Below are 24,741 nucleotides of genomic sequence, written 5' to 3'. Positions count from 1 at the left end.
GCGACTATTTTAGTTAACGACAGTTTAGTGTCGTTTTAGTTTTACATTTTATTTGGTGTACGATGAACAAAAAATTAACCTACCAAGAATTAGAAGCACAAGTTGTAGAGCTTAAAGAACAATCCGCTCTGTTACAGCAGCAACTTGAGTTAGCGAACCAAATAACAAGTGAATCACTAGAAACAACACAATTGCTGCAAACATTAGTTGATACCATTCCCAGCCCGCTGTTTTATAGAAATACTGACGGGGTCTATCAGCAGTGTAATAATGCTTTCGCTGAGACTATTTTAGGCATAGATAAAGCCAAAATTATTGGTAAGTCTTTGTTCGATTTAAGTGAATATATACCGCACGAACTGGCTGAAATCTATCATGCTAAAGATTTGTTGTTACTGAGAAATCCGGGTAAACAAGTTTATGAAACGTCAGTCAAATGTGCGGACGGTTCTATCCGTATATTCTCGTTTTATAAAGCCTCAGTGCTTGATGATGACGGCCAAATTATGGGTGTTGTCGGCGTGATGCTTGATGTGACAGAACTTAAAAAGAAAAAAGCAGAATTAAAAGAAAAGAATCGCCGTTTAGAAACCTACTCAATGACAGATCCACTCACAGGCCTCTACAACCGACGCAAGTTCAACGCTGTATTCCCAGACAGTTTGCGCGCAGCTAAACGCCATACTCGGTTATTGAGTTTTGCCATTATCGACATTGATAACTTCAAAAAATACAATGATAACTACGGCCATGTAGCTGGAGATGAAGCCTTAGTTATTATCTCGAGTCTATTACAGAGTAAGTTATTACGTGCAGATGATTATATATTCCGTTTAGGCGGTGAAGAGTTCGGCTTATTATTTTATGCTGATGATGAAATTATGGCATCACAAATTGTCAGTGATATTCGGCTTGCAGTGCAAGAGTTGGCTATTCCGCACAAAGGCAATGACAGCTACCGCTACGTGACTATTTCATTGGGCATGGTGACGGTCAAGCGTACCGATAAGGATATGCTCGAATTGTATAAAATGGCCGATGATTTATTGTATAAAGTGAAAGGTTCAGGCAAGAATCAGATATTAGCCAAACTCGTTTAAGGGGTGCTGAACACTTTCCTTAAACGAGCTGAGTTTAGGTGTTAACAGTATTGGCGTTTATAATAACGCGTCAGCCATTTTTTGACTTAATTCAACATGATGCTGCATAGTTGAAAACTGCTGCGTGATGTTCTTCGGTCCAAATGCATAGACAGGTACTGGCGCTGCAGTGTGCGTACCCGTTCCCCACACGATATTTTGTGAAGCACCTAATGCACGGCCAATTAAGTTGGCGTGGATCTCATCGCCATAGACATAAAACTCTTTAAAGTCATTCACTTTCGGGAATTCCTTGGCGCTAAGGTATTTATGCCCATCGACATGATATTCATTCTCTTCGCGTAAACCAATCTGTGCCGCTTGCTCTGGGGTTACTTTAAATGCGCTGTAAGTGTTGATCGCATCAGCCCATTGTTGACCTGTGGTATTGTTGAAATTCCAATCGGCATTGACTTGATCCATCATCGCGTAGAAAGTCCCGCTTTGCGCATACAGTTTATCAAGTTGTGACAGTTCACCGAAGTTGAAGTTTGGTTTGTATTCTTTACCTTGCATACCATTGCCGGTTAAGTGCTGGCTTGCGGGTAAATTATTACGTGAATAACTGAAACCAAAACTCCCTGTTTCGTGATCAGCAGTAATAATAACCAGCGTATCGTCACGATCTTTCACCCAGTCATAAACCGCAGCCACTGCTTCATCAAACTTGATTAGTTCATGTAGCATCCAGCCCGCATCGTTCACATGACCAGCCCAATCGATTTGACCACCTTCAATCATTAAGAAGAAACCATCTTCGTCTTTAGACAATATGTCTAAGGCTTTCATGGTCATATCGCGTAACGAGGGTTGTGTGCAAGTGTTGTCTTGTGTACAGGCGGTATAAGCAATGCCGTCTGCCATGCCTGAGTTGGCAAATAAACCCAGCAGTTTAGTGCCTTCAGCTGCCGCAAGTTGATCTTTATCGAACGCAAGGTTGTAACCGTGTTGGTTTTTCGCTTCTAATAATAAATTACGTTGGTCTTTACGTTTTGATTTTTTGTAAACACTGTCTGGCACACCTAAAGCGGCCATTTGGTCACGGCTCGCTTGGTTGGTTTTAATGTCGGCAGGCAAGAATACCCGCGCGCCACCAGACAGCATGACATCGACGTTGCCTGATTCGATGAGTTGCTCTGCAATTTTAGCTTCGAACGAACGGTGTGGTTGATGCGCTGCGAATGCGGCTGGTGTGGCATGGGTAATACGGGTATCAGATACTAAGCCTGTGGCTTTACCTTGCGCCTTGGCTCTTTCGAGAATGGTTTCGACGATGTTACCTTGATTGTCTAACCCTATCATCTCCGAGCCTGCAGCAACACCGGTTGCAAGTTGTGTTGCCGAACATGCTGAATCAACAACTAGGCTACCGTTACTGCCATAAGGGGACGTTAATGATAGACCCATTTGACCGGCATCAGCAAATTTTGATAGCGCAGTTTTGTTGCCTTTTTCGTTATAAACCGACAACGGGGCACTTTGTGCATACTGTTCTAATAGACCCACTTGTTGTGGTCCCATACCATCGCCAATCATCAAGATAAGATTTTTAACTTTGGTTGTTTCAGGTGCAGCGGTTACTGCTGACGAGTCGTTACAAGCGCTAAGAAATATGCTTGAAATCGCAAGCATTAAGACACTATGTTTAATCATTATAAATCCCTGTAAATGGTTAATTTAGTTGTTTTTATTGCGGGTAGGTTATAATGATTGTGTTACATTTTTGTGAATTGATCAATGGTATGTAAAATAATGTCAGTTATTGTTAATCATTTCTCTGTGAATCACGACTATTCATCAATGGTGTGGGCTAGCCTTGATAACTCGCGACAAGTCGGGCGATATGACTGTGTAATATATCTGCAAAGTTAACTTCAAATAACTGTAATGGTCCTTCTTTAATCACCTCGGCAACCGCGCCGACAGAATGGCTCATATGCCAACAGCCAATAATCACTTGCTGTACTTGTAATATCAACTCAGTCGCTTGCTCGATACTCAGTGCATAATGTTCGCTGATCATTGCCGCGTACTGCTGTATAAACTGCAATAAGGCGGTTTTGAACTCTCGGGCTTCGTCTAGCGTTAAGTTACATTGCAGCGCGGTGTACATGATGGCACTGAGTTTACAATATAACGGGTGCTTGATTAAAGTATTGCAGATTGAATCAGTCAGCGATTGCTGATCCATTTCACTTGCTGCAGTCAGCGCTAAGCTTTGTGCTTCTTGGCTATAGACAGCCAGAAATAGGGTTTCTTTATTTCTGAAATACCGATACAAGGCGGCCTTGGTGATCCCCATATCGGCAGCGATATGTTTTAAGTTAACGTCTTCATAACTGAAGGTGGTAAAACGTGCCGCGGTGACGTCCATGATCTGAGCAAGACGCAGTGCTTTTTGCTCTGGTGTCGTGGCGCGGCTTTTAATAATACATTGCATTAGGCTTGTAACCATCCAGCAATTTTACGGGTCATGAAGCGGGGTGATACTTTACCAAGTAATACGCCGACTTGGTTTTTAATACCTGTGATGACAATGGCACTGTGGCGGTTGGCTAAAGCTTGTTTAGCCACTTCTGCTGATGTCATTGCGCCTGCTTTAAATAGGTTTGAGTCGGCAATGTTGGCTTCAGCGGCAAACTCAGACAGCGTTGGACCAGGGCAGAGCGCACTAACTGCAATACCTTCATGGCGTAGTTCTTCGTGTATCGCTTCTGAGAATGACAGTACAAATGCTTTGGTCGCATAGTATATCGCCATGTTAGGACCAGCTTGAAATGCAGCGGTTGATGCAACATTGATGATGAAAGGTTTGTCTTGTTCACGCATGTTGGGTACTAAACGGTGGGTGAGCTCGACTAAGGTGCTGACATTTAATTGGATCATTTGCATTTGACGTTGCAGTGGTAAATCAGCAAAGTTACCGCGGTCACCAAATCCGGCATTGTTAATCAGGCCGTTTATCGCAAGATTGTTTATGCTGATCTCGGTCGCTAATATTTCACTACCCGCTGGTTCGGCAAGGTCAATGGCAAAGCATTTCACATCAATACCATGTTCGAGTTGCAGTGTTTCTGCCAGCGCTTCTAACTTGTCTTTACGGCGCGCAACTAATACTAAGTTTTGACCTGTCTGCGCCAACTGTATCGCGAACTCACTGCCGATACCCGCACTTGCGCCTGTGATAACTGTATAGCTCATAGCAATTCCTTTTGTCATTAGACGAAACGTAGATTGAAAATAGATTAAATAACCTTAGGTAACTTAGATTATATGGCGTTGTTGTATTTGTAAATAACCCGAAGTTACTTAAGTGGCGTAGCGCACGTAAATGGAAGTCTTAATGTGGGGTAGGTGCTAATTCATTATCTAATTAGTTATTGATTCGAATCAGTTTTAACCAAAAATTATGATTTTATACAGTGTTATTTGTTTATTTCTCAGTTGAGTCACGATTTACCACTAAAGTGTAATGCTTTTCTTGCAGTAAATGAAAATAGTAATAGAATCAGTTGTATATTCGTCTTTGTTAATAATTAACAGGACTTAAACAATAAATTACAGGACTGCTCGCTTTCTCGGAATCGACTTGAATCTAAGGTTGGGATTTTATCTTACTTTTCATTTGATTAGTCACTATTGACTAGGGTGAATAGATTTGGGTAATCGAGACGTTCTGTTATACAAATGTTATAAGTCTAAATCAGCATGGAGAGCAAATGTCTGAATCCTGTAGTTGCGGTGAAGAAGCCGAAGTTGGAGCAACCGTTAAGTTTCATTGTAAAACTTGTGCGACTGTTATTGAAAAATTCACTATAAAAAAACCATTGAAGGCTGCTGGTTTAGCAGCAATACTCGCATACGGCGGTAGTCAGTTCATCGACTAAATAGATATCCGCTGGATGTTGAATATGCAGTACTAGAGGCGTGTAACAGTTCTTATAGCAAACCTGTATCTTACAGAGTACGTAGTTCAAAATCAGAGCTTTGCCTTTGTGCTTTAGAAGATACTATGAATGAAATCTCATATATAAGATATAAAGTGAATGAGGAAGGATTTTTAAAAGCCTTTGAAAGCAATGCTAAATCATGTAAGTAGCCCTCGCTAGAGGGCTACTGTTCAGCTACTTACCCTTAGGTGGGTTATTGCCTCTGCCACCACCAGATGGGTTGCCAGTTGTACTGGGTCCATTAGGTGGTGGAGTTGAACCTGAGTTGCTTGCTGCTGATTGAGCTCTTGCGGCAAATGTTCCCTTTGAAACTGAACCACCGTTAGATTTTGCACTTGCAGACTGAATACGAGCAGCCGCGGCTGTAGACATTGAATTTTTAGACATGTTGTTTTCCTTATTTAAATTAAATTTCTGTCCCCGCTGGGACATTCATAAAGTAGCAAACGACATAGGGACAATTAGGGACAATGGAAGTTGAAAATATTCAGCAAGAAATAAAAATACTATTAACAAAGCTTGATTGGTCAATACCTAAACTTGCCGAAGTCATTTATGTTGAAAAATTTGATGATGACGAAGCTGAAGATGAAGTTTCAGCAGTAAAAACGTTTGAATCAAAATTAAAAAAACAGCTATCTCGAAAAACAACAAAAACTAAGCTTCTTGAAGAGTATTTAATAATTATTTCTAACCATAATGATTTTTCAAAACTTGGGCTAGCCATTCCATACTATGTCGAATCAAAAACTCTGAGTGCAACTATGGAGGATGGTATGCGAAAAATATCTAAGTTAGTTACAGAAATGTGTATTGAGTAGGCGACTTATAACAAGTTTGTCAACAAGGATAAATTTTAGCTACGCATTTTGTGTTGCCGCTGCGCGACAGTATTACACAAAATAATTCATAAAAAATCAGCCATAAATTCACTTTCATTAAATAAAGTTAGTTAACGTAAGAATGAAGCTAGTATATTCGTCCGTTATCATGCTAATTTTCATTAACTACCATCCTAACGCCGTCGCCCCCCCCCCCCCGATACTTGGTTCTATACGCTAACTCATGATTTTTATCATGAAGGCACTCTCGATAGCTGTAACTTTGGCTCTACGGGTGTCAGGACTACGATCAAAGTAATTCGAAATGTGTCGAACCGCACGAGAACAACCATCAATGCTTGCAGGACGTTTACCTTGCAGTATTAAATTGATAAGGTGTTGTTCATAAAGAATATTAAAGCGTTGTTGCTGCTACTACTATTAGTATGCACACTGGCTTGTTTAGTCCGCTTAAGTGGTCGATAAATGTTTTTAGTAAATAGGAGTCGAAATGAAGTTTGGAAATACAACACCAATTTTAAGAAGCTTTGATGAAATTAAAGCCAAGGAATTCTATTTGGAATTTCTAGAGTTTAATTTAGATTGGGAACATAGATTTGAGGATGACCTACCTCTATATATGCAGGTTTCTAAAGATGGCTGTGTGCTTCATATAACTGAACATCATGGAGATTGTAGTCCTGGTGCGGCTCTTCGTATTCAAGTAACAAATTTAGAGCAATATCATGATCTGTTACTTGGTAAAAATATAAACATGCTAGGCCTGAAATACAAGAAATGCCTTGGGGTAGTAAGGATATGTCGATTGCTGATCCATTTGGTAACCGACTAATATTCACTAGTGCAGTAAGCACTTAACAAATTAAGGCTCTGCTGAGTTGGTAATGAGTTCCTATTCAAGCGTTAAGGAAGACAAATGCAACAAGTAAAACCAACCATAGTTAGCTGCAATATAGAAAATGCAGTCGCCACTATTGTCATGGACGATGGCAAAGGCAATGTGATTTCACCGGAAATGTTACGCCAGCTTAATCAAGCCTTAGATAAAGCCAAGAAAGAAAATGCCGTTGTGCTATTGACGGGTAGTAATGATATTTTTTGTGCCGGGTTTGACTTAAAGATTTTAAAAACCGGTGTATTAAATACATTTGCTATGTTGATCGGCGGCTTTGAGCTGTCAAAGCGATTGTTATCTTTCCCCACACCCGTTGTGATCGCTTGTAATGGACACACACTGGCAATGGGATCTTTCTTATTACTTTCTGGTGATTATCGTATCGGTGTTGAAGGGCAAGTTAAAATTGTTGCTAACGAAGTCGAAATTGGTTTAGCAATGCCGCATTCAGCAATTGAAATTTGTCGTCAACGTTTGAGACCCGCACATTTTGACAGAGCGGTATTGTTATCTGAATTGTACAATCCACAAACCGCCGTTGAAGCTGGGTTTTTGGACAAGGTAGTGCCGAAAGAAGCACTCTACGAAGAGGCGCTAAAATTGGCTAAACAGTTTGCATCTCTGGATTTAAAAGCGCATAAACGCACTAAACTGAGAATGCGAAGAGAGCTGCTGAAAGCATTACGCCGAGCTATTCGTGCTGATAAAATTGATTTTGTCGCACAAGGTTTACAGCGAATTTTAGGCAAAAAATAAATTGCCACTTATTGCGGCGCGATGCCGAAGAGAATCTGATTTTATGCCTGAACCTGATCCATTGAGAACGATGACATTTGTAACACCGAAAGATTTCGGCCAGTGGCTCAAGGTTAATCACGGCTCTGAAAGTGAACTCTGGGTGAAGATATACAAGAACAATACTGGGATTCAGAGCGTGACTTGGAATGATATCGTGATCGAGTCTCTATGCTGGGGTTGGATCGACGGTGTTAAAAAGTCAATCGATGACCAAGCCTATCTTCAGCGCATTACGCCCAGAAAAACGCGAAGCAACTGGTCTAAAAGGAACACAGAGCATGCGGAACGTTTGATAAATGAGGGCCGGATGATGGAATCAGGGCTCGTGCATATTCGTGCTGCAAAAGCGGACGGTCGTTGGGAAAACGCCTATGTAGTAAGTGAAATGGAAGTGCCCGCGGACTTTCTAGCTGCACTGGAGAGCAAGCCGAATGTTAAAGTGTTTTTTGAAACTCTCAATAAATCGAGTCGTTATGCTATCGCGTACGGATTGATAAGTGCAAAGAAACCCGAAACCAGACTAAGGCGGTTTGCAAAATTCATGAACATGCTTGTTCACAAAGAAAAGCCTAAATAAGTGGGATTAGGCATAGCAAGGCGTTAGTTGACACAAAAAATTAGGAGTTTATATGAACATCATTATTACTAAAATAAAATGGATTATGGTTATTGCAGGTTTACTGACTTGTTCAATGATCTTTGCGGTTTTTGCACCTCAAGCAGCGCTAATAAGTATGTTTGGAGAAGCTATTAGCGATCCATTGGGCGAGGTTGTTGTGAGGAGTTGGGGCTTTTTGATTTTCTTAATGGGGGTATTATTGATTTATGGTGCATTTAAGCCTGTGTATCGGAATTTATCCCTGGTTATCGTAGGTATCAGCAAAATTGCATTTATCTCATTAATTGTTATTTTCGGCGAACAGTATATTGAAAAATCAGCCGTAACAATAATATTCGATTCAATTTTAATCGCACTATTTGCTTTCTATTTAATTAAGGCAAAAAGTATTACCTAGCAAATAAGAATAGGTGTCGTGCAGTCGGGACCTTATTTTGGCGTTAGCATACTCAAGGAGGATTTATGTTCCCGATAGAAGTTTGGATCACTTATACATTAGCGTGTTTGGTTTTAGTTGTATCACCGGGACCAGATAATATTTTGGCAATTGGCCGAGGTCTCAGCCAAGGTAAACTTGCAGCATGTTTCTCCGGCGCCGCATCCGGAGTCGGTATTTTATTTCATATACTAACCGCAACATTTGGACTTACATTATTAATACAAACTTCTGAGCTAGCCTTTATCATTGTAAAGCTCATCGGTGCCGGTTATCTAATTTGGCTAGGTATTAAAGTATTAAGATCACGAAGTCTTATAAACTTAACACCAACTGACAAACAACCACTTACTAGCATCTTCACAACAGGGTTTTTATCAGCTGCACTCAACCCAAAACCAGGCATGTTTGTACTTGCATTTATTCCACAATTTGTTAATCCCGAACTGGGCTCAGTCACTACCCAAATGCTTGTTTACGGTGTATGGTTTGCTTTGTTAACGGCAGTAGGCTTTGCGTTAATGGGGATTTTTGCATCACGACTTACTGGTTGGCTACAGAAAAAACCTCGAATTATTAACGGATTAAATATTGGAGCCGGGTTAACCTTTATTACATCGGGCTTAGCTGTTGCAGCATTAAAACAACGCTAATATATAAGTATGCTAACAAGAGGGTGTCCAGTCATGTCATTGGCTGGGAATCCTAGAATGTGCAGAAGAGGGAACTATTCCAGAGTGGGAAGCAACTCAGTCGGATAGGCGTAATTATGTGCGACATTAGCAAAAAAACCAACAAGAACCATCACCGGACGTTTTTTACTGGCGCAGGTTAGGTTGGTATTTCTACCCACGTAATGTAGCGTTGCATGTCGTGTTCACCCTGTCTTTAACACTCAAAACAATATAAGTAGATATTATGTTTTTATATATTACAGGGTTAAGTGTGCTCATTATTATCTTGTGCGCAGCATTTTATGTGATTTATCGCAACATACATAAGGGGCGGATCAGCAAATCTAAAGAATATAATGTGTTATTTGATGAAGATACAATAGTGGATGAATTAATCACCCAGCTTATCGAAAAGAATCAAAATCAAGAAAATGCAGATAAATTAACACAAAGTAAAGAAGACATACTGGCGACTTTTATAGAGTTGCACAGATCCGGTAGTTTCTGCGCTCAGTTAAGTGAGCAAGAGATCATCTACTTTGTCAGGAAGAAGTTAAATATGGAGATTAACAAACATGAGTAGTAATGTTCAACCAGCTCAACAAGTCACAACTAATTCTTTAATTGCCCGAATTGGGCGTCGTAATTTGATTTTAATTTCAGCTTTTATCATCGTATTGGTGGTCATTGCGACGTTAATCTCACAGATGGTCGCCTGGAATGAAGCAGACGAACGTCTGGTTCATCAATCGGCATTTACCGGTAATCTCACGGTGATCAGTCAAGCCGGGCCTTATTTCAAAGCTTTTGGCACCGTATCAGCCTATAAAAAAGTGATTTCGATTAATTTTACCGGTGATAAAGCGGCAACGGCGAGTGCATTGGCACCATTAATCCCAATTCGATTCCTTGATACTACGACTGGGGGGGCCAGAGGCGTAGCACGCTTTAGATTACCTGGTAATGTATCTGCCAGTGATTCTGGCGCATTACGGGGATTACTTAAAATCCACGAAGAGTTTGGCTCGCAAGAAACATTAATCTCAAATTTACTGATGCGTGCGACAACTGAAAATGTCAAAGCATCCGCTAGAATGATGTCAGTAGAACAACACTATTCAGGTGGTAATGGCCAACTAAGCCAAGATTTTTCTGATCAACTCATCAATGGTATTTTTGTGACCGAGCAAATTTTTGGTTCCAACAGCCGTGCTAAAAAGGGTGAGTTTAATAATTTAAGTAAACAGCAGCGTGTCACGATTAAAATAAAAGAAGATCAAGAAGGCAACTTATTGCGTAATTCGCCTATCTTAGGTGCCTATGGGATCACGGTCGTTGATGCGAGTATTATCGATATTGACTACGAGAGTAAAGTGAACTCCAGGCTTGAAGCCCAAAAGCAGGCCGCTGCCGATGAAGCGCTTGCGCGACAAAATCTAAAGAAGGCTGAACAACAAGCCCGTACCGAAGTCGCTTTAGGTGAACAAGCCATTGCCAAGCAGAGAGCTGAATCAGAAAAGCTCAAAATTAAGGAACAGATAGACGCTGAAAGGGTGAAAGCCAATGCGATTATTTCTGCGCAGCAACGTGTGGCAGTTAAAGCTGAACTTGCTAAAGAACAAGCAGAAATATTGAAACAGCAACGCCTCGAGGCGCAGGGTATGGATGTATTAGCCGAAGCACGTCAAAGGGCTAAGTCTGCGGCACTGGATCCTAAATATGTTTTCGATGAAACATTAAAGGCGGAAGTACAAATCCAAACGGCTCTATTCAACAGTCTGGGCAACAGTCGTCTGGTACCTGAAATTGTGATCGGAGGCGGGAATGCGCAGAGTAATGGTTCTGAATTCATGCGTTTGTTAGCTGCAGATGCCGCACTTAATCTCAAAAAACGTTTAGATAGTAATAAGTAAGTTTTTCAGGTAAATCGCTGAGCCATTAATTTGGCTTGGTGAACAACCACGCTCGTCTCCCCCAACTGTAGAAAGCACCATAATTCGCCGCAAATACAGCCTGTATCAATAAAAATCTAAGTTTTCTCCAGTTAAACAGTAATAGACCGTAATGACCGTTATAATCACATCTTAACTTTCAGCTTAACTGTTTAGGCTTCAACATCGGCCTCAATATGAGTTTTAACAGCTGAGAGTTTTCTTATTTGAGTGTAACCAATCGCGGGTTAAATAAAGGGCAGGTAGAAAAGTTGAAGATTGAAGAGAACCACTGGAATATTTGTGCTGAATGTAAGGGTCGTGGGAAAGTAAGTAAACGCCTGCGCAAGAAAGTAAGACTCCGCTACCAGCGAGAATTAGAGCACTTTGAAAAGTCCAACTGCGAAGGCATCGCGCCTGTCCGCCCTAAGCCGCACCTTGATGCCTGCTCGAATTGTAAAGGGTCCGGGCTGATCCGTTCCGCTATCCCATCCTTTGTTGATGGGCCAGATACAGAAAACTACCCACACCTTGCCATTATTGGTGGTGGCATCGGTGGTGTGGCCCTTGCTGTGGCTTGCTTGCACCGTGGCATTCCTTTTACGCTTTATGAACGCGATAGCGGCTTCGATGCACGATCTCAAGGTTATGGGCTTACGCTGCAACAAGCGAGTCGAGCTATTGAGGGGTTGGGCATTTTCTCGTTAGAGGACGGCATAATTTCAACCAGACATGTGGTGCATACCACCGAAGGCAAAGTACTCGGTGAATGGGGGATCAGAAAATGGGTGCCGTCAGACGAGAGAAAGTTACCGACACGCACCAATGTCCATATCGCAAGGCAGTCGTTGCGTTTAGCTTTGCTTGAGCAACTCGGTGGACATGATGCGGTGCAGTGGGGGCATCAGTTGGTCGACTTTAAACAATCTGAGGGTGAAGGTGTTGATTTGAGTTTTCAGGTTGATGGTGAGATGAAGTACGCCCATGCAGATCTTGTGGTTGGGGCGGATGGTATTCGCAGTTCGGTGCGCCAGTTGCTGGTGGGTGAGGATGCTTCGCCATTAAATTATTTAGGCTGTATCGTGATCTTGGGGATCTGTCCTTTGGCCGATCTTGAAGATGAAGGGCTTGATCGTACTTTGCTCGACTCGGCCACGGTATTCCAAACCGCTAATGGCCATGAGCGTATCTACATCATGCCTTATGACGCGGACTCGGTGATGTGGCAACTTAGTTTTCCAATGCCAGAAGACGAAGCCAAGGCGTTAAGTGCGCAAGGCACTAAAGCACTAAAAGAAGAAGCGTTGCGTCGATGTCAGTGGCACGATCCCATTCCACAGATTTTAACGGCGACGCAGGAAGTGATGGTTTCTGGTTATCCGGTGTATGACCGAGCGCTACTCGAGCCTGAATTGTTGCAGCAAGGGGCTAACGTGACCTTGATCGGAGACGCTGCACATCCTATGAGTCCATTCAAAGGACAGGGCGCGAATCAAGCGCTGTTGGATGCGCTGGCACTGGCTAGGGTTATTACCAAAGAATGTAGACCCTTGTCTAAATGGCGTGAAGCTGGCTTGAGAGACCGTGTGTTAACTGAGTTTGAAACCGAAATGTTGGAGCGTAGCGCGAAGAAAGTGAAAGGTTCTGCGGAGGCTGCTGAGTTTCTGCATACTGACATCGTGCTGCATGAGGGCGACGAACCGAGAGGGCGTTGTCTAGAGAAAAAAGTGGCAAATGAAGATGAAAAAAATAAAGAATAACATCAACATCACATGACGTTTGTTGTGGCTTAATGATTTTTTATACTGAAATAGGTGCCTTGAGGTGTTTTTCAAGACCACAGACATCTATTTTTTAATGCTTGTATCTAAAGGTATTACTGTCATCCAGAATTTCTATTCTGACAGGAACGACCCCTTGATTTGTATTGCCTATTTGTTCAAATGCTTTTTGAGAAAGGTCTATTACTCGGCCTCTAACAAATGGCCCTCTATCATTAATTTTGACATCGACAGACTTACTGTTAGCCGTATTAATAACCCTAACGACGGTACCAAATGGTAGGGTTTTATGCGCGGCAGTATATGCCCTCATATTGTATGTCTCTCCACTCGCGGTAAGCTTCCCGTGGAATCTTTTACCATACCAAGACGCTTGACCGACAAGATCATGAGATCTTGAGTAGGCTATGGTTTTAGGTGACCCGGTTGTCAACGTGGATCTAGACGAACAAGCTGTCAGCATGGAAAGGACTAGAATTGTAAATATAAGGCTTAACTTTTTCATGTGATTTTTAATACCGTTTTTTAAAATAAAGTTTCATGTTTTTACCTGTCTCTGAATATCTTTAAGAATTCATCGCGGTGTGAGACATCAACATTTCAGTTTTGTTCGCCGCTACAGTCAATTTTTAACGGCATCCTTCGTCAAGCTACTGTGTACAATACCGATCCATACTTTTTCATTCAAGAAGCCTTGGCCCCAGACTTTCCATTGCTCACTCAAGCCTTTTTCCTGAATAGCCTTTAGGTTCATTTGCTGGGTCATCATCACTTCAACTTCATTGATAGTACCGACTAACATGTCTTTAAACGCGATCAGTTGTTGTTTGTTAGATATCGCGCCATGACCAGGGACGACAATGGTGTCATCCGCTATTTTATCTAGGATCCCATTAATATTTTTCACCACACCACGAACACTGCCGTTGGTACCCACATCAACAAAAGGGAACATGCCATTAAAGAAATGGTCGCCCATATGTACGATATTGGCTTTTTCAAAGAAGATAATGCTGTCGCCGTCGGTGTGACCGTTCGGTAGATGCAGCGCTTTAATGGTCTCGTCGTTGAAGCGTAACGTGAGCGAATGGTCAAAGGTAATATCCGGTAATGCATGTGCAGGGTAAGGTTTTGACACCATGTTGAACAGTTTAACTTCTTGACGACTATTTAGCCGTTGGTAGACATTATCATGCGCAATTATCTCTGCGTTTTTACCCAGCACCTTATTACCTTGCGTGTGATCGCCATGCCAGTGAGTATTAAGCACATATTTTAAATAACTTTTATGCTGCGCTAGTACTTCTTGCAATGCTGGTGTCATCTCACTGTAATCACTGTCAACAATAAGCAGACCATCCTTACCTGCAGATAATAAGATATTGCCGCCTTTGCCTTGCAAAAACTGAAAGCCAGGTTTGAGCTCAGTTACTTTAAACATCTTTTTATCTGCATTATGATCCTCGGCTAATACGACGTAGGTCAGACAAAGGAATGTAGCTATAATAAATGAGGGAAATAGTTTGTTCATAGTCGAATTCCTTCCTTAAACTTGCTCGTAAATAGCAGTCAAACGGTACTCAGTGAGTCTAGCAGAGTTCTGTTTATTCGAATTAGGTTCGGCATAAGCGCTGGCCGTTTACCTTGCTGCCTTAAATTGATAATGTATTGTGCATAAAGTCATAGGAAGGAGTCTAAATTGAACTTAACGAAGAAAAATCTTGAAGACGCAGTAAATGAGAAGATTTTATCATTTGAACAGTCTGAGAAATTAATTGAATTCATAAACAAGCAGCCTAATACAGGCCCTAAATTTGATTTTACCCATGTTCTTTATTATGTAGGCGGTTTAATTGCAATCGGTGCGATGACGCTGTTTATGAATTTAGGCTGGGAGTCATTCGGTGGTGTCGGTATTGTTGTTATCTCCTTATTTTATGCGGTTGTTGGCCTTAAACTGACCAACACATTTCAAGCAAAAGGGTATGCGATACCTGCTGGTATATGTGTCACCTTTGTTATTGCGTTGACCCCATTGGCAGTATATGGATTACAACATGCATTGGGTATTTGGCCGGATGAAAGTGTATATCGAGATTATCATCGCTATATCAAATGGCATTGGTTGTATATGGAACTGAGTACGTTAGCCGTTGGTGCAATTCTCGCTTGGAAATATAGGTATCCATTTTTAATGATGCCAATTGCGGTGACACTCTGGTATTTAACCATGGATGTTACAGCCATGATTTCGGGCGGAGATTTTGATTGGGCGCTCAGAAAACTCGTGTCTATGTACACAGGACTACTCATGATTGCCTTAGCCTTTTGGATAGATATTAGATCTCGACACACAGCTGACTATGCATTTTGGATATATTTATTTGGGGTGCTCGCCTTTTGGTGCGGAATGTCCCTGCAATATTCTGATAGTGAGCTCTCTAAATTTATTTACTTTAGTATCAATCTACTCATGATCGCTGTTGGCGTATTACTTGTTCGCAGAGTGTTTGTTGTTTTCGGCGCGATAGGCTGTACTGGTTACATTGGTCACTTAGCGGCGGATATATTTAAAGACAGTTGGTTATTTCCAATCTCATTAACACTGCTGGGGTTATTCATTATTTATCTCGGGATCCTTTGGCAAAAACATGAACAATGTATTACCAGTAAAGCGCAAAGTATATTACCAACATCATTTCGTGAACTATTAGAGTCTAAGTAAGGTGAAGGATGTCGGAAATCAAGGCGTGGTACACTTACAAATGTTAACATACGCCGTAAATTTACAGGCATTGTCATCTTCGAGTGACATTAGGTAGAAAACTATCATGGTTTCGGAATACGAAAAAATAAAATTATTGTTAATGAACAAGAACAATAACAATAATAAAGAGGACCTTGCACGCCTGCGCAAAGAGATCCCGACGTTTGAATGTACGCCGGGTTGCCATGATTGCTGTGGACCCGTAACGACGTCTGCTGAAGAAATGTCGCGCCTGCCATATAAAACAGATGCTGAGCATGAAGCTGCATTAGATGAGTATAACTGCGTACATCTGGGACCTAAAGGATGCACTGTGTACGAGGAACGACCGTTGATCTGCCGACTGTTTGGCACCACACCGAAAATGCCTTGTCCCAATGATCGCCGACCAGATGAAATGATTGACGTTAAAGTCGAGGGGCAGATCCATCACTACATCAGAAATACACGACAAGTGTTGGTGTAGTTGGTGTAACTAAACAAAATTAAACTCGGCTCAATCCTTATAGCTTGTCTGGTATTTATCAAAGCATAGACCGCCGAGTTGTTATCATAAAATAGAGGTAATGGGTGTTAAAGGTAATGGGTGTTGAAGAGAGTAATAGAAGTCAATTGAATAGCGAATATGACGAGCAAGGTTACTTTGTAATTAGAAATTATTTTAATGCGGCTGAGATTTTAGCACTGAGAGACGTCGTATCTAAATTTCATGAGTTGTGGAAAGAAGACAACGCCGAATTCTATCGGGAAGAAGCGTTTAATTCTTCTGTCATTACCGGTATTGAGTATTTAGAGTGCGACGATAGACTGAAACTGTTTAATTTTATCAGTTCAAAAAAAATGATGGATGTGGTCGAATCGGTGATACCGGCTAATCCCGCATTTATGAATACCCAATTATTTTTCAATCCCGTTAATCCTCAACAAAAAGACTTTTGGCATCGTGACTGTCAATACGACCATGAGGTTGAACAGCAAAAAATAGCCGTTCAGGAGACGCAAGTAGTACATCTTCGCGTGCCTTTGTTTGATGAACTCGGCATGGAACTCGTCCCTGGTACGCATAAGCGCTGGGATAATGAAGAAGAATTTAATGTACGACAGGAAATCAAAGGCAAAGTGAGTAGCGACAGTCTTTCTACCGGTCAGGTTATTAACTTAGCAGCGGGCGACTTACTGGTTTTTTCAGCGGATATGATCCACCGCGGACTATATGGCATGGACAGATTAGCGCTGGATATCTTAGTGTTTGATCCAGAGGGTGACTTTGCCGACTACGTCGATGATGCGTGTTTACCGAGTATTGAAATGCTAGATAAAATTGATGATCCAAGATTATTTAAGAGCACGCTCGACTTAAAGGCGCAGTGTTGCTTGCTGTCATAATAGTTGTCACAAGTGTTGCGGGCTGGTAGCGACTTCGTCGAAAGACTGTCGCGCCTGCCTGTGAAAACTGACTCATCTAGTCTTAGCCCTATAAGATACCCCTTAGTTAGGATCCTCGTAGCATAAAATGAATATACCGATGCTATTAGGCAAGCAAAAGTTCGTGAGTGGGTCTTTCTTAGGTCGGATACCTAACCATGGGTATTTATTGAACTAGATCAAAACTATAAATCGACGTTGGCTTATTATTGCGAAATATAATTGTTCATAATATTTTGTGCATAATATCAAGGAAGAAGGAATGTCTAATTCATCGTACGCAGACAATGATGATCGTCGTCAGCAGGTAAATAAGCCACAATCACAACAATGGCTCAATTCTGGCAAATCATTCTGTGCCAGACATAGCACCATTGAAGACGTCGTTTCAACACATAATCATTCAAATGACTTTATTCAAACCCGTAACCAATATATTGTCGAACGGCTTAAATTAGTCTGCTTATTTTTTGCTATTAGCGTACCTGCATCATCTTTCCTTGATTTTCTTGTCTTTGACAGCACGCAGGCCAAATTATTATTAGTTAATCGGTTATTAGTATCAGGTGTTCTCATTGGGCTTTACCAACTTATTCGTCGTTCCCATACGGTTAATATGACTCGATTGGTATTAACACTCTCATTTTTATTACCCGTATTATCTTATACGGCAACAGAGCTATTATTGACTCAAACAATGGCCTATAGAGACATACCTTTGTCATTTACTCTCACACCGTACTTAATAATTGCCATGCTAGGTCTGTTTCCATTGACAGTCTCTGGTGGTGTTGCGCTGTTGAGTGTCATTTCATTACCATTAGCAATGCTTGAGTATATCCAATACTCAGGAAATTATACTGCAGTTATCGATAAACTATGGCTGTTCGTGTTGTTTGGCGGGATTTGTTTATGGCTACAATCTGGGCAGATGGTCATGCTAATGAAACTTTATCGCGAATCCACAGTAGATTCACTAACAGGCTTGATCAATCGCCGGGTATTGATGCGCCAAGTAACAGGAATAGCAAAAAATAGTAATGCTGCGCAAGGCTCATTTAGTGTAATGATGTTCGATTTAGACTATTTTAAACGTGTTAATGATACTTATGGCCATATGGTTGGAGACAAGGTTTTAGTCAAAGTCTCGTCATTGCTAAAGCAAGAGCTAAGAAATTACGACGTTATTGCGCGTTTTGGTGGCGAAGAATTTTTGGTCGTGATGCCGCATTTAGAATTAGCGCAAGCAACTCAAGTGGCGTTACGCGTTGCCGAGGCTATCCGTAAATCGTCAGTGATGACAGATGAACAACAAGAGATCTCATTTACCACCAGTATCGGGGTCACCCAATACATCGCAGATGAGTCGATAGTGCAATTATTTAAACGTGTTGATGATTTACTCTATCAAGCGAAAGTACAGGGCAGAGATCGAGTTGAAAACAGTTTTGCATTACGTTGATAATTTACTTATTTAGGCTAGTCTCAAGTTCTTGTGCAGGCGTTTACCTTACCGAATTTAGTTGCTAAGATGTTGGTAATAAAGGTAATTAAAATGTCATGCAGATGGAGAAGAAATGGAATTTATTCTTGAAAAAGTGACTCACAAAGATCTCGATGCAATTCTTAAATTAGGTGAGTCAGTCAACGAAGAACATGTTGTGCCTCTACTTAATGCAGAAGGTCAGCAAGCCATTAGAATTGCGTTTAAATCTGATATCGATAAGGTCAAAGATCCCGAAATTTATTCAGTGATTAAAGCAAGTGCTGATAATGACATAATAGGGTATATAGGTTGGCGTGAAGAGAACTATATTGGTCATCTTTATGTCAAAACTGACTATCATGGCTTTGGTGTCGCGAAACAACTCGTTGAAGCAATGATAAAGATGAGTGGCGCAGGGGTGATTCGAGTCAAAGCATCTATTTATGCACTCGGCTTTTATCGGAAAGTCGGGTTTAAGGCCATGTCGGAAGAACTGAGTGTGAATAGCATTCGTTATGTGCCAATGGAACTTAATGTTGAATCGTAGTCTTACAAACAAGACTCATAGCTGCTTAATAGTTGCTTCTAACCTTTAAGCGGCGACAAACGTACATCCTCATATAAACTTACACTTTTATACCAACCTTCAGCCATAATTCATTTATAATCAATTGTTAATACCCATAAACGACCGATTTCAAAGGAATGTTATGTTGATCCCGACTTTTTTAAAACATAAGAGCAAGCTTAAAAGCCAGATTAAAGTCACATTGGGCGTATTACTGTGTAGCAGTATGATGGTGAGTAACGCCAATGCATGGTCTGAACACAGCCTCATTACCTATCCCATATTGAACACCATGCCAGAAGTGGCAGCGCAAACGCCGATCAAGGTCGAAACCTTAGCTGAATTTGTGACAGCAGAAGCGCAAGGGTTAGAAACGTTATTAGCAACCAATGAAGACTGGTTACGCCAAAACTTCCCGCATTATAAACCGCGTCCGGATACGTTAGCATTTGACGCCGCTGGCCAAAACTTACTAACAAGTTTCATTCATGCCATACGTATTAATCCGAATGCCCGTATTAATCCGTACATTCAGTTATTACCAGGGCAGGATAAGCAAGGCCGTCGTCGCCTGGATGCGTCAGAGGTTGCGGTATTCACTAACCTCGATAATTATAACAAGATGACCTTTGTGGAAGTCAAAAGTGGCGAAATGGTAACGCCAATCGAAGTCTTAGTATCGGCGAATGACGATCCGGATAACGGCCTGGATATTGGTTTGTTTGAAGACAGCAACACTGAAGCCGGTAAGCTGTATGGTTTTGGTAACCAAGCCTTTGGTAATCCTGCATTGGAATACAGTACGCAAGCGCCGTTCCATATGGGCTTCTACCATGAATCAAGTGTGTTATTTACGTTAGCACCGTTCTTACGTGATACCTTCCCTGATTACCGTGTACATATGTACAAAGCGTTATCTGAATATGCCTTTAGCACTGGCCATGATTATTGGGGCTGGCGCTTTATGGGGTGGGGCATGCATTACGTTGGTGATATTGCACAGTCTTACCATTCAACATTGCAACCGGGTGTGAGTACCGCTTCGAGTATCTGGACCAATGTCAAAGACATGATGGGTTTCCCGCAAGCTAAGATTGATGCGATCCAACTGCTTTCTAATCGTCATTTGGTATTAGAAGAGTTCCAAGCAATTATTACCAAGCAAGCTTATGAAAATAACGACTTTAGCAGCGCGCTATTTAAGGCGTTAACGCAAGAGACTGCTGTGCTTGAATATACCGACAACACCTTTGTTGAGGTATTTGCCAAAAATTCCTATGACAAATCAGCCAAGCTTGCTGATTACTTAGAACGCTGGGTACCAGAGCAACTAGTAAGCGACCCAAGCTTTGAAGTCGATGGTAGCAAAGAGATAAAAATGATTGTGCAGATGATACGTGAGCAGCACGGAGAAGCGGGCATTACCAACATGACCAATTTACTGGCTGAGTTTATGTTAGATCATAATGCCAATACCCGCAGTTATGTGCGTGGCATTTTAACGCATAAACCGTGATGTAATTGAGCGGTAAGCCAGCAGTTTAATCCCACCATGGCTTACCGCTTTATTGCCTAGTAATTTTTGTATACACTTGCCGGTATTAAACATCAATAACGGTGTTTATTTTTATTACCTAGTCACACGGATCGGACGTTACTCGGTACTTTTCATTTGATTCAAGATCGCGCTAGCCAAATGGCTCTTTTTCATACCTTGGTGCAAACCGGAAGTTTTACCTCTGCAGCGCATACACTAAGTGTGTCGGTTTCTCATGTCAGTAAACAACTCAAATGTTTGGAAGCTGATTTAAACGTCAAGCTGGTTCAGCGTTCAACCCGCAGTTTTACCTTAACAGATGCAGGGCAACAATTTGCTGGGTATTGTGCGGAAGTGGTGAGCAGTGTGCAAAACGCTGATGTGATGATGACGAATCTACAAGATGAAGTGACCGGTATTCTGCGGTTAGGTGTCTCGCAGTCATTTGGCACTATCCATATAATTCCGGCTATTGAACAGTTTCGTAAACTGCACCCAGACCTGCATGTCGAAGTCAGTTTGTTCGACTATAAAACCAATATGATTGAGGATGGTTTTGATTTGTGGTTGACTAACATTGAAGATATTCCCGAAGGTTATGTGGCTCAGCATTTGGCTGATACCTGCTTTGTGCTTGCGGCGTCACCGGATTATTTGATGAATCACACTACACCTTTACATCCTAACGATCTTGAACATCATAACTGCCTTATTTACCAAAGCCGTGAGCGTAACTATGGCTTGTGGTCATTTAAACAAGGCGATGACGCGTTATACATCAATGTGAATGGTAATTACCGTGTTGATTTAGCCGAAGCGATCCGTGATGCCGCTATATCTGGGTGGGGCATTGCTTATTTAGCGACGTACTTGCTAACCGATGAATTTAGAACGGGTAAGTTAATACAACTGTTACCGGAATGGCAAGCGAGCCAAAGCATGCAGTTCTATGCTGTTTACCCAAGCCGTAAGCATTTACCTAAGAAGAGCAGCGCGGCAATCACCTTTTTCAAAGAATATATTGGTCAACCTTCATACTGGGATCGGCAATTAAAGTCACAGATTAAAATCTAACCCTGACAACTTATCTTCTGATGCGGAAAGATCTTTTCCATATGGAAATAATGCCATAAATATCCTTATGGATTCGTTATAAAACAAGTAACTAGCTATCACGACAAACCTGTTGAATTTAATTGTAACAAGCAGGCAACTTACTGGCCTTGCTGTAAAAATGGCGCGAACTACAATATGCGTCTTTATAATTTTAACCATTAAACAGGTTTGTTCCATGATATCTATTTTAGGCATAATAGTGATCCTATTAACGGCGTATTTATTTTCTAACGATCGCCGTAATATCCCCCTAAGAACAGTCTCACTCGCGTTTACCTTGCAGATCACGTTTGCTTTCATCGTATTATATTTTCCAGCAGGCAAAGACGCGTTAAATGGTTTTAGCGCGGGCGTATCAAACGTGATTGATTATGGTCAGGAAGGTATCTCGTTCTTATTTGGCAGTTTAGTTCAGGGCGGCTTTGTATTCGCTATCAATGTATTAGGTATTATTGTGTTCTTCTCGGCGTTGATTTCAGCGCTGTATCATATTGGTTTTATGCCTAAAGTTATTAACATTGTTGGTGGTGGCTTGCAGAAGTTATTAGGCACAGGTCGCGCGGAATCGTTGGCGGCGACGGCAAACATCTTCGTGGGTATGATTGAAGCACCTTTAGTGGTTAAACCGTATTTGAAAGGCATGAGCGATTCACAGTTCTTTGCGGTGATGACTTGTGGTCTTGCTTCGGTTGCTGGTGGCACCTTAGTGGGTTACGCCATGATTGGTGTTGAAATTAAGTTTCTGGTTGCGGCGTCATTTATGTCGGCACCTGCTGGTTTACTCATGGCGAAGTTCTTGTTCCCACCATCAAAAAATGAAATTAGCGCAGACGAGATCACCAAAGTAGAATTACCGCGTGCAACCAATGTGGTCGAAGCACTTGCTGACGGTGCGATGGCTGGTTTAAGCATGGCGACTGCGATTGGTGCGACCTTGTTAGCCTTTGTCGGTGTTATCGCGTTACTCAACGGTATGCTAGGCGGTATCGGTAATTGGTTTGATCTGACGTTAAGCTTTGAAATAATTTTAGGCTATGTGTTTGCACCTGTTGCTTGGTTGATTGGTGTGCCGTGGGATGAAGCGATTGTAGCAGGCTCGTTGATTGGTAATAAGATCGTGGTTAATGAGTTTGTGGCGTTTATTCAGTTGATGGAAGTTAAAGATCAGTTAAGTGAACATTCACAAGCCATTATCACTTTTGCGTTATGCGGTTTTGCCAATATCAGCACCATGGCTATCTTAATCGGTGGTTTAGGCAGCATGATCCCAGAACGTCGTCAATTCATCGCTAAGCATGGTTTCCGCGCTATTTTCGCTGGTGTATTGGCTAACTTGATGAGCGCCGCAATTGCTGGTGTGATTTTAAGTTTGTAGTTAATAGTTGATGCAAAAAAGGCTAACGAGTAATAACTTGTTAGCCTTTTTTGATCGTTGTACTTTATATACCCAAACTACTTCAAGGTAGTTAGCTGTTAACTAAAACCACCTTGTCTTAGTCAAAAGTCTTAGTCAAACGTCACTTCAATTGTTTGCGCTACTTCTTTGGCTTTATCAATCGCATCGATGGTATTAATACCACGAGCCAGAGCCACACCTAAACGGCGTTGACCTGCGATCTCGGGCTTACCGAATAGACGGATTTGACTGCCTGGTACACAAGCTAATGCGGGTGCTAAGTGATTAAAACCGATGTTAGTCGAATGACCTTCAGCTAAAATAACCGCAGAGGCAGACGGACCAAACTGTTGGATTTGGGTGATAGGTAGACCTAAAATAGCGCGCACATGCAAGGCAAATTCAGATAAGTCTTGCGAGATTAAGGTCACCATACCAGTGTCGTGTGGACGTGGTGACACTTCACTAAAGAACACGTCTTTACCACGAATGAAGAGTTCGACGCCAAATAGACCATAACCGCCTAATTCTTTAACTACCTTAGCAGATACTTCTTGTGCTTTAGCAAGGACGACATCACACATTATTTGTGGCTGCCATGATTCACGGTAGTCACCATCTTGCTGACGATGACCAATGGGGTCGCAGAAATGGATGCCATCAACAGCACTGATGGTCAGCATGGTGATCTCGAAATCGAACTTAACAAAACCTTCAATAATGATACGGCCTGCACCTGCACGACCACCTTCTTGCGCATAGTCCCAAGCTTGGTCAATATCATCGTCCTCACGAATAATGCTTTGACCTTTACCTGATGAACTCATCACCGGTTTGATCACGCACGGAATACCAATTTCTGCAACAGCGGCAAGATATTCTGTCTTGTTATCGGTGAAAATATACGTTGAGGTTGGTAGTTGCAGGGTTTCTGCGGCGAGAAGGCGAATACCTTCACGATCCATCGTGAGTTTAGTTGCGCGTGCTGTTGGCACAATATTGACACCTTCTTGCTCTAATTCAAGCAGGGTATCAGTGGCAATAGCTTCGATTTCTGGAATAACATAATCTGGTTTTTCAAGTTCAATAACGCGTCTAAGCGCATCACCATCAAGCATATTAATTGTGTGACTGCGGTGCGCGACTTGCATCGCTGGAGCATTGTCATAACGATCCACTGCAATTACTTCGACACCTAAGCGCTGAAACTCAATAGTGACTTCTTTGCCCAGTTCACCTGAGCCTAATAATAATACACGTGTTGCATTTTTGCTGTTGGCAGTACCTAACATAACAGTTCCCTATTAATTGATTATAAATTTGGTGGTCAAACAAATGATAATTCACTAACTTGTTGTCTTTTAAGTACTATAGTTAATTT

General features: G+C 41.7%; 25 protein-coding genes and 1 pseudogene. 19 read left to right on the top strand and 7 right to left on the bottom strand.

What is annotated here, in order from left to right; genetic code table 11:
- Positions 1 to 62: 62 nt before the first annotated feature.
- On the top strand, positions 63 to 1,100 hold the full coding sequence (locus tag PE36_RS12835) for a GGDEF domain-containing protein (protein ID WP_006032471.1): 1,038 nt from the start codon (positions 63 to 65) through the stop codon (positions 1,098 to 1,100).
- 57 nt (positions 1,101 to 1,157) lie between these two features.
- Here PE36_RS12835 and PE36_RS12830 read toward each other — a convergent pair whose 3' ends face one another.
- The 3 genes from PE36_RS12830 to PE36_RS12820 all read right to left on the bottom strand — a co-directional run bounded on the left by PE36_RS12830 (position 1,158) and on the right by PE36_RS12820 (position 4,340).
- A complete protein-coding gene (locus PE36_RS12830) occupies positions 1,158 to 2,792 on the bottom strand; it encodes an alkaline phosphatase (RefSeq protein WP_006032470.1) in 1,635 nt (544 codons plus the stop codon).
- Between the two features lie 157 nt (positions 2,793 to 2,949).
- A complete protein-coding gene (locus PE36_RS12825; RefSeq protein WP_006032469.1) occupies positions 2,950 to 3,579 on the bottom strand; it encodes a TetR family transcriptional regulator in 630 nt (209 codons plus the stop codon).
- On the bottom strand, positions 3,579 to 4,340 hold the full coding sequence (locus tag PE36_RS12820; RefSeq protein WP_043994497.1) for an SDR family oxidoreductase: 762 nt from the start codon (positions 4,338 to 4,340) through the stop codon (positions 3,579 to 3,581). The genes PE36_RS12825 and PE36_RS12820 overlap by 1 nt, the downstream gene beginning before the upstream one ends.
- A gap of 518 nt (positions 4,341 to 4,858) precedes the next feature.
- Here PE36_RS12820 and PE36_RS24410 point away from each other — a divergent pair.
- On the top strand, positions 4,859 to 5,026 hold the full coding sequence (locus PE36_RS24410; protein WP_006032467.1) for a hypothetical protein: 168 nt from the start codon (positions 4,859 to 4,861) through the stop codon (positions 5,024 to 5,026).
- A 237-nt stretch (positions 5,027 to 5,263) separates the two neighbouring features.
- Here PE36_RS24410 and PE36_RS12815 read toward each other — a convergent pair whose 3' ends face one another.
- Positions 5,264 to 5,476 carry a hypothetical protein gene (locus PE36_RS12815; RefSeq protein WP_006032466.1) on the bottom strand — a complete coding sequence of 71 codons (213 nt, stop codon included), beginning with the start codon at positions 5,474 to 5,476 and terminating at the stop codon, positions 5,264 to 5,266.
- An 83-nt stretch (positions 5,477 to 5,559) separates the two neighbouring features.
- Here PE36_RS12815 and PE36_RS12810 point away from each other — a divergent pair, with 83 nt between their 5' ends.
- From PE36_RS12810 to PE36_RS12770, 9 genes and pseudogenes are all read left to right on the top strand, one after another.
- A complete protein-coding gene (locus PE36_RS12810; RefSeq protein WP_006032465.1) occupies positions 5,560 to 5,910 on the top strand; it encodes a hypothetical protein in 351 nt (116 codons plus the stop codon).
- Between the two features lie 511 nt (positions 5,911 to 6,421).
- A pseudogene (locus PE36_RS25015) lies at positions 6,422 to 6,789 on the top strand (glyoxalase superfamily protein).
- A gap of 58 nt (positions 6,790 to 6,847) precedes the next feature.
- Complete coding sequence (locus PE36_RS12800) at positions 6,848 to 7,582, top strand: crotonase/enoyl-CoA hydratase family protein (protein ID WP_006032463.1); 735 nt, start codon at positions 6,848 to 6,850, stop codon at positions 7,580 to 7,582.
- A gap of 43 nt (positions 7,583 to 7,625) precedes the next feature.
- Positions 7,626 to 8,201, top strand: a complete 576-nt coding sequence (locus tag PE36_RS12795) for a YdeI family protein (RefSeq protein WP_006032462.1) — start codon at positions 7,626 to 7,628, stop codon at positions 8,199 to 8,201.
- A gap of 52 nt (positions 8,202 to 8,253) precedes the next feature.
- A complete protein-coding gene (locus PE36_RS12790) occupies positions 8,254 to 8,640 on the top strand; it encodes a hypothetical protein (RefSeq protein WP_006032461.1) in 387 nt (128 codons plus the stop codon).
- 65 nt (positions 8,641 to 8,705) lie between these two features.
- The gene (locus PE36_RS12785) at positions 8,706 to 9,332 is read left to right on the top strand and encodes a LysE family translocator (protein ID WP_006032460.1); all 627 of its coding nucleotides are present in this window, start codon (positions 8,706 to 8,708) and stop codon (positions 9,330 to 9,332) included.
- A gap of 265 nt (positions 9,333 to 9,597) precedes the next feature.
- On the top strand, positions 9,598 to 9,936 hold the full coding sequence (locus PE36_RS12780) for a hypothetical protein (protein ID WP_006032459.1): 339 nt from the start codon (positions 9,598 to 9,600) through the stop codon (positions 9,934 to 9,936).
- Positions 9,929 to 11,266: an SPFH domain-containing protein gene (locus PE36_RS12775; protein ID WP_006032458.1), complete on the top strand. Its 1,338-nt coding sequence runs from the start codon at positions 9,929 to 9,931 to the stop codon at positions 11,264 to 11,266. Before PE36_RS12780 ends, PE36_RS12775 begins: the two co-directional genes overlap by 8 nt.
- Before the next feature lie 290 nt (positions 11,267 to 11,556).
- On the top strand, positions 11,557 to 13,044 hold the full coding sequence (locus PE36_RS12770) for an NAD(P)/FAD-dependent oxidoreductase (RefSeq protein WP_043994496.1): 1,488 nt from the start codon (positions 11,557 to 11,559) through the stop codon (positions 13,042 to 13,044).
- Positions 13,045 to 13,138: 94 nt separating this feature from the next.
- Here the strand turns inward: PE36_RS12770 and PE36_RS12765 are convergent, their stop codons facing one another.
- Both PE36_RS12765 and PE36_RS12760 read right to left on the bottom strand, forming a co-directional pair.
- Positions 13,139 to 13,570: a septal ring lytic transglycosylase RlpA family protein gene (locus tag PE36_RS12765; RefSeq protein ID WP_006032456.1), complete on the bottom strand. Its 432-nt coding sequence runs from the start codon at positions 13,568 to 13,570 to the stop codon at positions 13,139 to 13,141.
- A 117-nt stretch (positions 13,571 to 13,687) separates the two neighbouring features.
- Positions 13,688 to 14,596 carry an MBL fold metallo-hydrolase gene (locus PE36_RS12760; protein WP_043994495.1) on the bottom strand — a complete coding sequence of 303 codons (909 nt, stop codon included), beginning with the start codon at positions 14,594 to 14,596 and terminating at the stop codon, positions 13,688 to 13,690.
- A gap of 168 nt (positions 14,597 to 14,764) precedes the next feature.
- Between PE36_RS12760 and PE36_RS12755 the strand changes: the two genes are divergently transcribed.
- From PE36_RS12755 to PE36_RS12715, 8 genes are all read left to right on the top strand, one after another.
- The gene (locus PE36_RS12755) at positions 14,765 to 15,790 is read left to right on the top strand and encodes a hypothetical protein (RefSeq protein ID WP_006032454.1); all 1,026 of its coding nucleotides are present in this window, start codon (positions 14,765 to 14,767) and stop codon (positions 15,788 to 15,790) included.
- Between the two features lie 142 nt (positions 15,791 to 15,932).
- On the top strand, positions 15,933 to 16,298 hold the full coding sequence (locus tag PE36_RS12750; protein ID WP_198138614.1) for a YkgJ family cysteine cluster protein: 366 nt from the start codon (positions 15,933 to 15,935) through the stop codon (positions 16,296 to 16,298).
- A 116-nt stretch (positions 16,299 to 16,414) separates the two neighbouring features.
- Positions 16,415 to 17,218 (top strand): phytanoyl-CoA dioxygenase family protein, encoded by an 804-nt coding sequence (locus tag PE36_RS12745; RefSeq protein ID WP_006032452.1) that lies wholly within the window; start codon positions 16,415 to 16,417, stop codon positions 17,216 to 17,218.
- A gap of 301 nt (positions 17,219 to 17,519) precedes the next feature.
- Complete coding sequence (locus PE36_RS12740) at positions 17,520 to 18,719, top strand: diguanylate cyclase (protein WP_006032451.1); 1,200 nt, start codon at positions 17,520 to 17,522, stop codon at positions 18,717 to 18,719.
- A gap of 115 nt (positions 18,720 to 18,834) precedes the next feature.
- Complete coding sequence (locus PE36_RS12735; RefSeq protein ID WP_006032450.1) at positions 18,835 to 19,290, top strand: GNAT family N-acetyltransferase; 456 nt, start codon at positions 18,835 to 18,837, stop codon at positions 19,288 to 19,290.
- Positions 19,291 to 19,453: 163 nt separating this feature from the next.
- Positions 19,454 to 20,827 carry a hypothetical protein gene (locus PE36_RS12730; protein WP_006032449.1) on the top strand — a complete coding sequence of 458 codons (1,374 nt, stop codon included), beginning with the start codon at positions 19,454 to 19,456 and terminating at the stop codon, positions 20,825 to 20,827.
- A gap of 156 nt (positions 20,828 to 20,983) precedes the next feature.
- The gene (locus PE36_RS12725; RefSeq protein WP_043994494.1) at positions 20,984 to 21,922 is read left to right on the top strand and encodes a LysR family transcriptional regulator; all 939 of its coding nucleotides are present in this window, start codon (positions 20,984 to 20,986) and stop codon (positions 21,920 to 21,922) included.
- Positions 21,923 to 22,139: 217 nt separating this feature from the next.
- The gene (locus PE36_RS12715) at positions 22,140 to 23,339 is read left to right on the top strand and encodes a NupC/NupG family nucleoside CNT transporter (protein WP_006032446.1); all 1,200 of its coding nucleotides are present in this window, start codon (positions 22,140 to 22,142) and stop codon (positions 23,337 to 23,339) included.
- A 131-nt stretch (positions 23,340 to 23,470) separates the two neighbouring features.
- Here the strand turns inward: PE36_RS12715 and purT are convergent, their stop codons facing one another.
- Complete coding sequence (gene purT / locus PE36_RS12710; protein WP_006032445.1) at positions 23,471 to 24,652, bottom strand: formate-dependent phosphoribosylglycinamide formyltransferase; 1,182 nt, start codon at positions 24,650 to 24,652, stop codon at positions 23,471 to 23,473.
- Positions 24,653 to 24,741: the final 89 nt, after the last annotated feature.

The sequence above is a fragment of the Moritella sp. PE36 genome (assembly GCF_000170855.1).
Lineage (GTDB): Bacteria > Pseudomonadota > Gammaproteobacteria > Enterobacterales > Moritellaceae > Moritella.
This window is presented reverse-complemented; position numbering and strand designations above follow the sequence as displayed.

Coding starts and splice junctions, on each gene's coding strand:
- PE36_RS12835 (WP_006032471.1), top strand. CDS start 63: ATGAACAAAAAATTAACCTACCAAGAATTAGAAGCACAAGTTGTAGAG.
- PE36_RS12830 (WP_006032470.1), bottom strand. CDS start 2,792: ATGATTAAACATAGTGTCTTAATGCTTGCGATTTCAAGCATATTTCTT.
- PE36_RS12825 (WP_006032469.1), bottom strand. CDS start 3,579: ATGCAATGTATTATTAAAAGCCGCGCCACGACACCAGAGCAAAAAGCA.
- PE36_RS12820 (WP_043994497.1), bottom strand. CDS start 4,340: ATGAGCTATACAGTTATCACAGGCGCAAGTGCGGGTATCGGCAGTGAG.
- PE36_RS24410 (WP_006032467.1), top strand. CDS start 4,859: ATGTCTGAATCCTGTAGTTGCGGTGAAGAAGCCGAAGTTGGAGCAACC.
- PE36_RS12815 (WP_006032466.1), bottom strand. CDS start 5,476: ATGTCTAAAAATTCAATGTCTACAGCCGCGGCTGCTCGTATTCAGTCT.
- PE36_RS12810 (WP_006032465.1), top strand. CDS start 5,560: ATGGAAGTTGAAAATATTCAGCAAGAAATAAAAATACTATTAACAAAG.
- PE36_RS12800 (WP_006032463.1), top strand. CDS start 6,848: ATGCAACAAGTAAAACCAACCATAGTTAGCTGCAATATAGAAAATGCA.
- PE36_RS12795 (WP_006032462.1), top strand. CDS start 7,626: ATGCCTGAACCTGATCCATTGAGAACGATGACATTTGTAACACCGAAA.
- PE36_RS12790 (WP_006032461.1), top strand. CDS start 8,254: ATGAACATCATTATTACTAAAATAAAATGGATTATGGTTATTGCAGGT.
- PE36_RS12785 (WP_006032460.1), top strand. CDS start 8,706: ATGTTCCCGATAGAAGTTTGGATCACTTATACATTAGCGTGTTTGGTT.
- PE36_RS12780 (WP_006032459.1), top strand. CDS start 9,598: ATGTTTTTATATATTACAGGGTTAAGTGTGCTCATTATTATCTTGTGC.
- PE36_RS12775 (WP_006032458.1), top strand. CDS start 9,929: ATGAGTAGTAATGTTCAACCAGCTCAACAAGTCACAACTAATTCTTTA.
- PE36_RS12765 (WP_006032456.1), bottom strand. CDS start 13,570: ATGAAAAAGTTAAGCCTTATATTTACAATTCTAGTCCTTTCCATGCTG.
- PE36_RS12760 (WP_043994495.1), bottom strand. CDS start 14,596: ATGAACAAACTATTTCCCTCATTTATTATAGCTACATTCCTTTGTCTG.
- PE36_RS12750 (WP_198138614.1), top strand. CDS start 15,933: ATGAACAAGAACAATAACAATAATAAAGAGGACCTTGCACGCCTGCGC.
- PE36_RS12745 (WP_006032452.1), top strand. CDS start 16,415: ATGGGTGTTGAAGAGAGTAATAGAAGTCAATTGAATAGCGAATATGAC.
- PE36_RS12740 (WP_006032451.1), top strand. CDS start 17,520: ATGTCTAATTCATCGTACGCAGACAATGATGATCGTCGTCAGCAGGTA.
- PE36_RS12735 (WP_006032450.1), top strand. CDS start 18,835: ATGGAATTTATTCTTGAAAAAGTGACTCACAAAGATCTCGATGCAATT.
- PE36_RS12730 (WP_006032449.1), top strand. CDS start 19,454: ATGTTGATCCCGACTTTTTTAAAACATAAGAGCAAGCTTAAAAGCCAG.
- PE36_RS12715 (WP_006032446.1), top strand. CDS start 22,140: ATGATATCTATTTTAGGCATAATAGTGATCCTATTAACGGCGTATTTA.
- purT (WP_006032445.1), bottom strand. CDS start 24,652: ATGTTAGGTACTGCCAACAGCAAAAATGCAACACGTGTATTATTATTA.